11 protein-coding genes and 1 pseudogene are annotated in these 11,445 nt (G+C 68.6%); 9 read left to right on the forward strand and 3 right to left on the reverse strand.

Annotated elements, in window-relative coordinates; genetic code table 11:
* Positions 1-375 (reverse strand): annotated as a pseudogene (locus tag ACT6S0_RS23490) (hypothetical protein); the annotation flags it as partial.
* Between the two features lie 612 nt (positions 376-987).
* Here ACT6S0_RS23490 and ACT6S0_RS23495 point away from each other — a divergent pair.
* The 5 genes from ACT6S0_RS23495 (at position 988) to ACT6S0_RS23515 (ending at position 6,108) form a co-directional block, all read left to right on the forward strand.
* Positions 988-1,167 carry a hypothetical protein gene (locus ACT6S0_RS23495; RefSeq protein WP_444766182.1) on the forward strand — a complete coding sequence of 60 codons (180 nt, stop codon included), beginning with the start codon at positions 988-990 and terminating at the stop codon, positions 1,165-1,167.
* Between the two features lie 38 nt (positions 1,168-1,205).
* The gene (metG, locus tag ACT6S0_RS23500) at positions 1,206-3,260 is read left to right on the forward strand and encodes a methionine--tRNA ligase (protein WP_444766183.1); all 2,055 of its coding nucleotides are present in this window, start codon (positions 1,206-1,208) and stop codon (positions 3,258-3,260) included.
* A gap of 123 nt (positions 3,261-3,383) precedes the next feature.
* The gene (locus ACT6S0_RS23505; protein WP_444766184.1) at positions 3,384-5,036 is read left to right on the forward strand and encodes a SulP family inorganic anion transporter; all 1,653 of its coding nucleotides are present in this window, start codon (positions 3,384-3,386) and stop codon (positions 5,034-5,036) included.
* 16 nt (positions 5,037-5,052) lie between these two features.
* Positions 5,053-5,256, forward strand: a complete 204-nt coding sequence (locus tag ACT6S0_RS23510) for a DUF3460 family protein (protein ID WP_444766185.1) — start codon at positions 5,053-5,055, stop codon at positions 5,254-5,256.
* Positions 5,257-5,268: 12 nt separating this feature from the next.
* Complete coding sequence (locus ACT6S0_RS23515) at positions 5,269-6,108, forward strand: segregation and condensation protein A (protein WP_444766186.1); 840 nt, start codon at positions 5,269-5,271, stop codon at positions 6,106-6,108.
* Between the two features lie 10 nt (positions 6,109-6,118).
* Here the strand turns inward: ACT6S0_RS23515 and ACT6S0_RS23520 are convergent, their stop codons facing one another.
* Both ACT6S0_RS23520 and ACT6S0_RS23525 read right to left on the reverse strand, forming a co-directional pair.
* Complete coding sequence (locus tag ACT6S0_RS23520) at positions 6,119-7,024, reverse strand: DUF808 domain-containing protein (protein WP_444766187.1); 906 nt, start codon at positions 7,022-7,024, stop codon at positions 6,119-6,121.
* Positions 7,025-7,068: 44 nt separating this feature from the next.
* The gene (locus tag ACT6S0_RS23525; protein WP_444766188.1) at positions 7,069-7,524 is read right to left on the reverse strand and encodes a MaoC family dehydratase; all 456 of its coding nucleotides are present in this window, start codon (positions 7,522-7,524) and stop codon (positions 7,069-7,071) included.
* Positions 7,525-7,574: 50 nt separating this feature from the next.
* Between ACT6S0_RS23525 and kefF the strand changes: the two genes are divergently transcribed.
* The 4 genes from kefF to ACT6S0_RS23545 form a co-directional block, all read left to right on the forward strand.
* Positions 7,575-8,225 (forward strand): glutathione-regulated potassium-efflux system oxidoreductase KefF, encoded by a 651-nt coding sequence (gene kefF, locus ACT6S0_RS23530; RefSeq protein WP_444766189.1) that lies wholly within the window; start codon positions 7,575-7,577, stop codon positions 8,223-8,225.
* A gap of 73 nt (positions 8,226-8,298) precedes the next feature.
* On the forward strand, positions 8,299-10,158 hold the full coding sequence (gene kefC / locus ACT6S0_RS23535; protein ID WP_444766191.1) for a glutathione-regulated potassium-efflux system protein KefC: 1,860 nt from the start codon (positions 8,299-8,301) through the stop codon (positions 10,156-10,158).
* Positions 10,155-10,715, forward strand: coding sequence for an ECF-type sigma factor (locus ACT6S0_RS23540; protein WP_444766192.1), 561 nt, complete (start codon positions 10,155-10,157; stop codon positions 10,713-10,715). Before kefC ends, ACT6S0_RS23540 begins: the two co-directional genes overlap by 4 nt.
* On the forward strand, positions 10,708-11,445 hold a 738-nt coding region (locus ACT6S0_RS23545), incomplete at its 3' end, for a serine/threonine-protein kinase (RefSeq protein WP_444766193.1). The genes ACT6S0_RS23540 and ACT6S0_RS23545, both read left to right, overlap by 8 nt.

Raw genomic sequence — 11,445 nt, forward strand, 5'->3', positions numbered from 1 at the left:
GGCCAGGCCCAGCTCATGGGCCAGGGCCAGTTCGTCGGCCGTAGCGCCGGCGACTGCCACGGGTTGCAACTGGCTGGCGCGCAGCAGCTCGACGATGGCGCGCAGGTCGACCGGCGCCGGGCCGTCGAGCGCCAGTGGCGCCTGGCCCTCCTCCGGCGCCGTCGCGGTAGCGGCGGCGCGGGGCACCCCGCTCAGGTCGATGACGACGGGCTCATGCTCGAAGCCACCGCCGCCAGCTCTCGCGGCCCAGTCGGCGGCGATCTCGGCCATGTCGGCGCTGTGCAGCACCAAGCCCAACAGGCTGAAGCGGCGCGACTTCAATTCGAAAGTGCCGGCACGCGCGGCGCTCCTGCGCCCGCCACCTTCCCTCGTCATGTCCACCATCTGCGCCGCTGCCGCCTCGTCAAAAGGGCGCGAGTTTAGCCGCCGGCCTCGCGCCGCCTCTCGGGGCCTGCCCGCAACCCCATCCACGGCAACGCCTCAAAAACAGGCAGCGCAGCAGCGGCATTGGCCGATCAAGCACTTAGCTGCACTGTCGTCACCCGGCCCACAGACTTGTCCACAGTTGGCGGGGACAAACAGCCGCCGCATGTCATCCAGACCTGTGACATCCGCACGCCGCAGCTTGACTTATCCCCAAATCTGGCAAGCGTCAAGCGTTTTGGACCCTTGGTCCGACAACGCTTTCATTGCCAAGAGGCCTGACGCTAAGTTGTTGATTCATATAGAACAGTTGTGAGTGCTCAAAAATTCAGCAACCTAAGCGGAGCCGCATCACACAAGGGCTTGGCTCCGATGGAGGGGAGTTCTCCACAAAGTTTTCCACAGACTCGGTGGATAGCTTACAGAAGTGTTACGGATCAGTGACTTAGGTGCGTTCCTTGAGGCGGTGTGTAGCTTTCGCCAGCAAGTGCGGGCGCCTCGGAGCCGGGGTCGCGGGTTACATTGGCTGAGCCCGCACGTGCGGGCGTTTGCAGGAGATCGCACTTGGCCGCACCCAACTACAGCTATGAAAAACGCCAGCGCGAACTGGCCAAGAAACGCAAGGCTGAGGAAAAGCGTCAGCGCAAGGCCAGCGGCAAGCCCGAAGACGGCAGCCCCGACGAACCGCAGACCGATGGCGAGGCCGCACCGCCCCCCACCGATCCCACCGCGCCGCAAACCTAAAATTCCGGGTTTCCCGCCCCTGCCGTCCCCGCGCCCCCATGTCACGCCAGCCCCGCCAGCTCTTCGTCACCACCGCCCTGCCCTATGCGAACGCCGGTTTCCACATCGGCCACATCATGGAGTACACCCAGGCCGACATCTGGGTTCGCTTCCAGCGCATGGTGGGCTCGCAGGTGCACTTCGTCTGCGCGGATGATGCCCACGGCGCGCCGATCATGATCGCGGCCGAGAAGGCCGGCAAGACCCCCCAGGACTTCGTCGCGGCAATAGCCGTCGGCCGCCAGCAGTACCTCGACGGCTTCCACATCAGCTTCGACAACTGGCATTCGACCGACGGCCCCGAGAACCACGCCCTGTCCAAGGCCGTCTACCTCGCGCTGCGCCACAACGAGCTGATCACCACCAAGACGATCGAGCAGTTCTTCGACCCGGCCAAGTCCATGTTCCTGCCGGACCGCTTCATCAAGGGCGACTGCCCCAAGTGCAGCGCCAAGGACCAGTACGGCGATTCCTGCGAGGTCTGCGGCGCCGTCTATGCGCCCACAGAGCTGAAGAATCCCTATTCGGTGCTGTCGGGCGCCACACCGGTGCTCAAGAGCAGCGAGCACTACTTCTTCCGCTTGAGCGACCCGCGCTGCATCGACTTCCTGACCCAGTGGACGCAGGAGCCCGGTCGCCTGCAGCCCGAGGTGCTCAACAAGATCCGCGAGTGGTTCGAGCCCGACGAGGAAGGCAACAACCGCCTGAGCGACTGGGACATCAGCCGCGACGCGCCCTACTTCGGCATCGAAATCCCGGACGCGCCGGGCAAATACTTCTATGTCTGGCTGGACGCGCCCATCGGCTACCTCGCGTCGCTGAAGAACTACTTCGGCAAAACGGGCCAGGATTTCGATGCCTTCATGGCTGATGAGTCGGTGGAGCAGATCCACTTCATCGGCAAGGACATCACCTACTTCCACACGCTGTTCTGGCCGGCGATGCTGCACTTCAGCGGCCGCAAGACACCCAATCATGTCTTCGTGCACGGCTTCATGACCGTCAACGGCGGCGAGAAGATGAGCAAGAGCCGCGGCACCGGCCTGGACCCGCTGAAGTACCTGCGCCTGGGACTGAACGCCGAATGGCTGCGCTACTACATCGCCGCCAAGCTCAACGCCAAGGTCGAGGACATCGACTTCAACCCCGAGGACTTCGCCGCCCGCGTCAACAGCGACCTGGTTGGCAAATACATCAACATCGCCTCGCGCGCAGCCGGCTTCCTGAGCAAGCGCTTCGGCGGCCACCTGAGCGGCGACCTGGGTGTGGAAGGCCGCATGCTGCTGGACGCGCTGCGCAGCCACGGCGGATCCATCGCCGAGCTGTACGAAACGCGCGAGTTCGGCAAAGCCCTGCGCGAGATCATGGCGCTGGCCGACAAGGTCAACGAGTTCGTCGACCAGCACAAGCCCTGGGAGCTGGCCAAGCAGGAGGGCATGGACGCCGCCCTGCACGATGTCTGCAGCGTCTGCATCGAGGCCTTCCGGCTGCTGACCATCTACCTCAAACCGGTGCTGCCGGCGCTCAGCCGCCAGGTCGAGGCCTTCCTGAAGATCGAGCCGCTGAAGTGGAGCGACAGCGCCCGGGCGCTGGGCGGCCACCAGATCGGCGCCTACCAGCATCTGATGCAGCGGGTCGACCTGGCCAAGGTCGAGCAGCTCTTCGAAGCCCCGCCCGCGCCCAAGGTCGTGCCCGGCGGTGAAGACCTGGCTCCCGAGATCAAGATCGACGACTTCGCCAAGGTCGACCTGCGCATCGCGCTGATCGTCAAGGCCGAACATGTCGAGGGTTCGGACAAGCTGCTGCGCCTGACGCTGGATGCCGGCGAAGGCCGCACGCGCAATGTCTTCAGCGGCATCAAGTCCGCCTATAGGCCCGAAGACCTGCAGGGCAAGCTGACCGTGCTGGTCGCCAACCTCGCACCGCGCAAGATGAAGTTCGGCATCAGCGAAGGCATGGTCCTTGCTGCCAGCCATGCCGATGAGAAATCCACCCCCGGCATCTTCGTGCTCGAACCCCACGCCGGTGCGCAGCCCGGCATGCGGGTGCGCTGAACCCATGCGCGCGCCGCGAGGACCCCTGGGTTTGTCGCGGCGCCGGCGCTTCATCGCCCAGCGCCATCACTGCGGTCCTCCGAAGGCGACGCCCCACGCGTCCGCCCCAACTTCGGAGACCCCATGCCCCTGCCCCGTCTGCACCCCTTCCGCCCTCGCAGCCTTGCGCTGCGTGAGGGCTATTCGCACGAGCGCTTCCTCGCTGATCTCGGCGCGGGCCTGACCGTCGGCGTCGTCGCGCTGCCGCTGGCGCTGGCCTTCGCCATCGCCTCGGGCCTGCGCCCCGAGCAGGGCCTGGCGACAGCCATCGTCGCCGGGCTGCTCATCTCGCTGCTGGGCGGCTCCAGCGTGCAGATCGGCGGACCCGCCGGCGCCTTCATCGTCGTCGTCTACGGCATCCTGCAGCGCCACGGTCTGGCCGGCCTGCTGGTCTCCACCATGGGCGCCGGCGTGCTGCTGTTCGCGATGGGGGCACTCAGGCTCGGCGTGCTGGTGCGCTACATCCCGGTGGCCATCGTCACCGGATTCACCAACGGCATCGCGGTACTGATCGCCGTGGCCCAGCTGAAGGACTTCCTGGGCCTCCGCATCGATCCCATGCCGGCTGACTTCTTCGGTCAGATCGGCGCGCTGTCTGGGCACGCCAGCACGCTCAATCCTTGGGCTCCCGGCGTGGCGCTGACCTGCATGGCCGTGGTGCTGCTGTGGCCCAAGAACATCGATCGGCATCGCCCGCTGAGCGGCGCGCGCCGCCGGCTGGCCCTGCTGCCGGGCACGGTGATCGCGCTCGTCGGCGCCACCGCCACCACGAGCCTGCTCGACCTCCCGCTCGACACCATCGGCAGCCGCTTTGGCGCCATCCCGCGCACGCTGCCGGCGCTGGCCTGGCCGGCGCTGAGCTGGGCCGACGCCCAGCAACTCGTCATGCCGACGCTGACGCTGGCCCTGCTGGGCGCCATCGAATCGCTGTTGTGCGCGCGCGTGGCCGACAGGCTCACGCCCGACCTGCCCCGCCACGATCCCAACCAGGAGCTGATGGCGCAAGGGTTGGCCAACCTCGCCGCACCGCTGTTCGGCGGCCTGCCGGCCACCGGCACCATCGCGCGCACCGTCACCAACATCCGCGCCGGCGGCACCAGTCCGGTCGCCGGGGTCGTCCATGCGCTGACCCTGCTGCTCGTCCTGCTGGCAGCGGCGCCGCTGGCGGCGCACGTGCCGCTGGCCGCGCTGGCCGGCATTCTGCTGGTGGTGGCCTGGAACATGGGCGACTGGCATGAGTTTGCGCGGCTGAGGCGCTTCCACGTCACCTACCGGGCGCTGCTGCTGGGCACCTTCGTGTTGACCGTGGTGGCCGATCTGACCGTCGCGGTGGAGGTGGGCCTGATCAGCGCCTGCGTCTTCTTCGTCTGGCGCATGGGCCAGCTATTCACATTGAAGCCGGTGTCCGGCCAGCCCTTGCCTGATGGCGTCGCAGCCTACGAACTCTATGGCGCGCTGTTCTTCGGCGCCGTCGGCAAGTTGGAGCCGCTGCCGGAGCAGCTGCCCGCCGGCACCCACGCCGTGGTGCTGGAGATGCACCGTCTCATCATCATCGACAGCTCAGGCATCGAGGCCCTGCGGGACCTGCACCGCGCGCTGCTCAAGCGCGGCGCGGCGCTGGTGCTGGCGCAGGTGAACACCCAGCCCCTGGACCTGCTGCGCCGCAGTGGCCTGGCCGACGAACTGGGCGAGGCGGCCATCGTGCCGACGCTGGCCGACCTAAAATCCCCCGCTTAAGTCAAAGAGACCCGCCATGCCGTTGTTCTGGAAGCCCTACAAGTCCGAGATTTCCGAATTCATCGACCAGCTCAAGGCCCAGCGTCCGACGCTGGAAGCCGAACAGCGCGCCGGCCGTGCGCTGCTCTGGGACAAGCCCCAGGACCGCGCCGCCCAGGCCGGATTCAACGACGCCAAGGTGCCGCAGCAGCCCTACGTCTACCAAACGTCCGGCAAGTAAGCCTTGACCGCCATGGCTGAGGCATCCAGCCAGGCCGGATCCGCTGCCTCGGACATGCCCGAGGTGGTCGACGCGGTGGCCGTGGCGCGCCTGTACGGCGAGCCGCTGTTCCAGATGCCGCTGGATCTCTACATCCCGCCAGATGCGCTGGAGGTCTTCCTCGAAGCCTTCCAGGGCCCGCTGGACCTGCTGCTCTACCTGATCCGCAAGCAGAATTTCAACATCCTCGACATCCCGCTGGCCGACGTGACGCGCCAGTACCTGAGCTATGTCGAGCAGATCCGCCAGCACAACCTGGAGCTGGCCAGCGAATACCTGCTGATGGCGGCCATGCTGATCGAGATCAAGTCGCGCATGCTGCTGCCGCCCAAGAAGAGCGAGGACGGCAAGGAGGCCGAGGACCCGCGTGCCGAGCTGGTGCGGCGCCTGCTGGAATACGAGCAGATGAAGCTGGCCGCCGCACGCCTGGACCGCCTGCCCGTGCTCGGCCGCGACTTCCTGCGTGCCCAGGTCCACATCGAGCAGTCGCTGGCGCCCAACTTCCCCGACGTCTCGCCCGCCGACCTGCGCGAGGCCTGGCTGGACATCTTGAAGCGCGCCAAGCTCAACCAGCATCACAAGATCAGCCGCGAGCAGCTGTCGGTGCGCGAGCACATGAGCATCGTGCTGCGCCGCCTGCAGGGCCAGCGCTTTGTCGAGTTCGAAAAACTGTTCGACGTCGAAAAGGGCCAGGCCGTCCTCGTCGTCACCTTCATCGCCATGCTTGAGCTGGCCAAGGAACGCCTGCTGGAGATCACGCAGGCCGAGGCGTTCGCGCCCATCTATGTGCGGCTGGCCTACATGCCGGCCTGAGCGGGCGACGTCACTTCCCGCGCAGCTTCTGCAAGCCCGTCCACGCTGCCAGCACGACGGCGCCGGCAATGACGCCCGCCACGCCGTTGGCCGCGTTCTCGATCAGCGCCGCCATGCCCCAGGACTGGCCGGCCACCCAGCCCTGGACGAGGTGGTGCAGCAGGCCGATGCCGTGCACCAGGATGCCGCCGCCGACCAGGAACATGGCCGCCGTGCCGACCACCGACAGCGTCTTCATCAGCCAAGGCGCGGCCACCAGCATGCCCCGACCGATGGCCCGCGACGCGGCGCTGGCGCGCTGTGACAGCCACAGCCCGGCGTCGTCGAGCTTGACGATGCCGGCCACCAGGCCGTAGACGCCCACCGTCATCGCCAGCGAGATGGCCACCAGCACGGCCAGCTGCGACATGAACGGCTTGTCGGCCACCGTGCCCAGCGAGATGACGATGATCTCGGCCGACAGGATGAAGTCGGTGCGCACGGCGCCCTTGATCTTGCCCTTCTCGAACTTGACCATGTCCACCTGCGGGTCGGCCACGGCCTGCACCAGTTCCTGGTGATGGGCCTCGTCCTCGGCCTTGCTGTGCAGGAACTTGTGCGCCAGCTTCTCGAAGCCCTCGAAGCACAGGAATGCGCCGCCGATCATCAGCAGCGGCGTGATGGCCCAGGGCGCGAACGTGGCGATCGCCAACGCCGCCGGCACGAGGATGGCCTTGTTGATCAGCGACCCGACCGCCACCGCCCAGACGACCGGCAGTTCACGGTCGGGATTGACGCCGGTGACCTGCTGCGCGTTGAGGGCCAGGTCGTCGCCCAGCACGCCGGCGGTCTTCTTGGCGGCGACCTTGGTCATGACCGCCACGTCGTCGAGGATGGTGGCGATGTCGTCGAGCAGTGCAAGCAGACTGGAGGCCATGGCGAAAGCGGCGGTTGAAAAGGCCGCGATGCTATCGCGCGAACTCAGCGGTAGTGACGGGCGAGGCTCTCCGCGATGCATACCGGTTTGCTGCCACCTTCCATCTCGATGGCCACCTCCACCGTCAACTGCCTGGCCCCGCCGGCCACGTCGTCCAGGGCCAGCAGCTTGAAGGCAGCACGCAGCCGGCTTCCCACCGGCACCGGCGCCGTGAAGCGCACCTTGTTGAGCCCGTAGTTGACGACCATGCGCGTCTCGCGCACCGAGAAGCCGGTCTCGAAGAAGTAGGGGATCAGAGACAGCGTCAGGAAGCCATGTGCGATTGGCCCGCCGAACGGGCCTTCCTTGGCGCGCTCGGGGTCGACGTGGATCCACTGCCTGTCCTGCGTCGCCTCGGCGAAGGCGTTGACCCGGGCCTGGTCGACGGTGATCCATTCGCTGTGGCCCAGCGGCTGGCCGATCAGGGCCTGAAGATCGGCGAGGGTCTCGAAGATGCGCATGGCGTTGACCAGATGTGAGCTGTCCTGCAGGCACGGTAACCTAGCAGGCCATGCCTGACAGTAGCCCCCGCGACATCCTCGTCCTCGCTGCCCATCCCGACCTGGCCCGCTCCCATGCGACCCGCACGGTGCTCGATGCACTGCGCGCCTCGCCCGCAGCGGGACGGGTCGAGCTGCGTGACCTCTACCGGCTCTACCCGGACTTCCACGTCGACGTCGGCGCCGAGCAGCGCGCGCTGCAAGCCGCAAAGCTGGTCGTCATGCTGCACCCCATCTACTGGTACAGCATGCCGGCGCTGCAAAAGCTCTGGCTGGACGAAGTACCGCGCCTGGGTTGGGCATATGGCCCCGGCGGCACGGCCCTGCACGGCAAGGATTTCTGGCTGGTGGCCTCCACGGGCGGCGGTGCGCAGGCCTATGCACCGGGCGGCCACAACCACCATGCCATGGAGGAATTCCTGCTGCCTTACCTGCAGTCGGCGCGAACCTGCGGCATGAACTACCTGCCACCACAAATTCTGCACGCGGCCCACCGCGTGACGGATGCCGAGATCACGGCCCATGCCGAGCTGTTCGTGAAGCGGCTGGCGCATTACCCCGAATGGTGCGCGCAGGTCACGTCCGCGCCCGTCGGCGACGAGGACGACGTCGATCTGGATGAACGCCCGCCGCTGTTTTCGACGCTGGGAGCTGGGGCGTGAGCGCCGCGCAGGGACGCCCCAGCCAAGCTCACTCCGGCTTGGCGGGACAGTGCGCAGCGCCAAGGGTGTACCAATGAGCGCCGACCACGGCGCGTGGCTGCAGCTGCCGCTCGTCTTCCTCGGCGCCGCCGTCGTCGCCGTGCCGCTGGCACGCTGGCTGCGGCTGGGGTCCATCCTGGGCTATCTCGTGGCCGGCCTCGTCGTCGGGCCCGCCGTGCTGGGGCTGGTGCCCGAGTCCGCAGCCATCGCGGAGGTGGCCGAGCTCGGCGTCGTACTGATGCTCTTCCTGGTCGGCCTGGAGCTGGAGCCCAAGCGGCTGTGGGCCATGCGCCGGCCCATCTTCGGCTGGGGCAGCGTGCAGCTGCTGGGCTGCGCCGCGGCGCTGGCCGCCCTCGGCCTGGCGCTGGGCCAGCCGTGGCGGCTGACCGTCGTCGTCAGCCTGGGCCTGGCCATGTCGTCCACCGCCGTGGCCCTGGCCGTGCTGGCCGAGCGCAACCTCGGCCGCACGACGGCCGGCGAGAGCATCCTGTCGGTCGCCCTGCTGCAGGACATCGCCGCCATTCCGGTGCTGGCGCTCGTGCCCATCCTGGCCGTCAGCGGCGCGGCCGACAACGGCGATGGCAAGACCTGGCTCGCGGCGGCCAAGGCCGTGTCCGCCATCGTCGTCATCATCTTCGGCGGCCGGCTGCTGCTGCGCCCGGCGCTGCGCTGGATTGCGCGCAGCAAGACGCCCGAGATCTTCACCGCTGCCGCCCTGCTGCTGGTGCTGGGCACGGCAGCGCTGATGCAGGCGGTGGGCCTGTCGATGGCCCTGGGCGCCTTCCTGGCCGGCGTGCTGCTGGCCGAAAGCGAATACCGCCGCGAGCTGGAGACCGACCTGGAGCCCTTCAAGGGCCTGCTGCTGGGCCTGTTCTTCATCGCCGTGGGCATGGGGCTGGACCTCAAGGCCGTGGCCGCCCAGCCCGGTTTCGTCGGCGGACTGCTGCTGGCCCTGCTGAGCCTGAAGATCATCGTGCTGGCCGTGATGGCCAAGGCGATGAAGATCCCACTGGTCGAACGGCCCGTCTTCGTCATGCTGCTGGCGCCCGGCGGCGAGTTCGGCTTCGTCGTCTTCCAGCTTGCCCTGGGCAACGGCATGATCGACGCGGCGCAGAACTCGGCCCTGGTTGCTTCGGTCGCGCTGTCGCTGGCTCTGACGCCGCTGCTGCTCAACGGCGGCGACCGGCTGATGTCACGCCGGCTCGCCCGCCGTGGCGCCAGCAAGCGCACCGAAGCGCCGCCACCCCCGCCCTCGCCCATCATCATTGCCGGCAGCGGTCGCTACGGCCAGGTGGTGGCCCGCATGCTGCGCGCGGGCGGCCTGGAAGCCACCTTGCTGGACCACGACGCCGAGGCGATCGAGAGCCTGCGCCGCTTCGGCTGGACGGTCTACTACGGCGACGCCACGCGGCTGGACATGCTCAAGACCGCGGGCGCCGCAACGGCGCGCATCCTTGTCGTCGCCATCGACGACATCGCTCAGAGCGTCGAGATCGCCGAGCTGGCGCGCGAGCATTTCCCGCAGCTCACGGTCGTCGCCCGCGCGCGCAATGTGCAGCACTACTACCAGCTGCACGAGGCCGGCGTGCGCCACATCGAACGCGAGACCTTCGACGCCGCCCTGATGAGCGCCCGCAGCGTGCTCGAGCTGACCGGCATGGAGCCCCATGCCGCGCGCCGCCAGGCCATGCGCTTCAGGCACCACAACATCGAGGTGCTGGACCGCATGGTGCCGCTGCAGGGCGACGAGGGCGCGCTGATCGCTGCCGCCAAGTTGGGCCGTCAGCAGTTCGAGCAGCTGATGGCTGCGGAGCGTGAAGCCGAGGAGGCACAACGCCGGGCCCAGCGCGGTGGCTGGGACCGGCAGGACGCCGCTGACGGCAAGCCCGGATGACGCAGTCGCTGACCCAGCTGCTGGATGCCGCACGGGCGGGCGACGCCGCCGCCGCGCAGGCCGCCTGGCCGCTGGTCTACCCCGAGGTGCGCCGCATCGCCCGCGCCCGGCTGCGCGGGCCGGCGGCGCCCAGCCTGGCCACCGAGGACCTGCTGCACGAGGGCTTTCTGCGCCTGGCTCAGGCACCCGGCGCAGTGCTGACCGACCGTCACCATTTCTACGCGTTGGCCAGCAAGGCCATGCGCCACATCGTCATCGACCACCTGCGCCGGAGCCGTGCCAAGGTCCACGGCGGCGGCTGGCAGGCGCTGAGCTGGGACACCGGCATGGTCGACGCCGCCACGCCAGAGACCGACGGCGAGCGGCTGCTGTCCCTGGACGCCGCCCTGGACGCGCTGGCCGCGCTGGAGCCGGTGCTGGCCAAGGTCGTGGAGCTGCGCTTCTTCGGCGGCTACACCGAGATCGAGACGGCGCAGGCGCTGGGCCTGAGCGACCGCACCGTGCGCCGGCATTGGACCAAGGCGCGCGCCTTCCTGCTGATGCAGCTCAATGGCTGAGGCGATCCCGGCCGCGCTGTGGCCGCGGGTGTCGGCCGCCTTCGATGCGGCGCTGGCGCTGCCGGGCGGCGAGCGCGACGCGTGGGTCGCGCAGCTGCCGCGAGAGATCGCCTCACCGCTGCGCGCCCTGCTGCAGGCGCATGACAGCGAGGCCAGGCTGCCACCACTGGAAACCGCCACCGCGCTGGCGTCTGCGGGCCAGCACATCGGCCCTTACCGCCTGATCGAGCGCATCGGCGAAGGCGGCATGGCCGAGGTCTGGGGTGCCGAGCAGGTGGGCGGGCCGATGGCCGGTCGGCGGGTGGCGCTCAAGCTGCCGCGCCCGGGCCAGCGCCTGAGCGAGCGGCTGGCCGATGAACGCGCCCTGCTCATCGGCCTGGAGCATCCGCACATCGCGCGGCTCTACGACGCCGGCGCCGAGGGCGGTCAACCCTGGCTGGCGCTGGAATGGGTGGCCGGTGAACCCATCAACCAGGCGCTTGCCGGGCGGCCGCAGCGTGCCCGCCTGATCGCCTTCCTGCAGGTGCTGGACGCCGTGCGCCACGCCCACGCCCGCCTGGTGCTGCATGCCGACATCAAGCCCGGCAACATCCTGGTCGACGCCGACGGCCGCGTGAAGCTGCTGGACTTCGGCATCGCCCGGCTGCTGCACACGGCGGGGCCGCGCGCCTTCACGCCGGGGCTGGCCGCGCCCGAGCAGCAGCGTGGCGAGCCGCTGACGGTGGCCGCC

The organism is Roseateles sp., assembly GCF_052436255.1.
Classification (GTDB): domain Bacteria; phylum Pseudomonadota; class Gammaproteobacteria; order Burkholderiales; family Burkholderiaceae_C; genus Pelomonas.